Genomic DNA, 222 nt, shown 5'->3' with positions numbered 1-222 from the left:
CAACAATTCCGTCTCCCGCCGAGCGTCGCGCCGCCAGGCGCAAAGCCAACCGAACGAGGAGGGCAGGCCATGATGAAGACCATCGACAATGATCCGGCAGCACCGGCGCTGCTCGACCGGCGTGATGAGAGAGTGCGCCATGACGACAGTTTCGGCGGTTCGATCCAGGCCTTTTGGGATCGCATCCGCTCCGGCGATCTCGGCTCACTGCCAGTCATTGTC

Annotated in this window: 1 pseudogene; it reads left to right on the top strand. The window is 63.1% G+C overall.

The features are described 5' to 3' along the window. Positions 1 to 69: 69 nt before the first annotated feature. Positions 70 to 222, top strand: a pseudogene (locus AF337_RS41715) (sugar ABC transporter permease); the annotation flags it as partial.

Origin of the sequence: Rhizobium ecuadorense (genome assembly GCF_001187535.1) — a bacterium.
GTDB lineage: Bacteria > Pseudomonadota > Alphaproteobacteria > Rhizobiales > Rhizobiaceae > Rhizobium > Rhizobium ecuadorense.
This window is presented reverse-complemented; position numbering and strand designations above follow the sequence as displayed.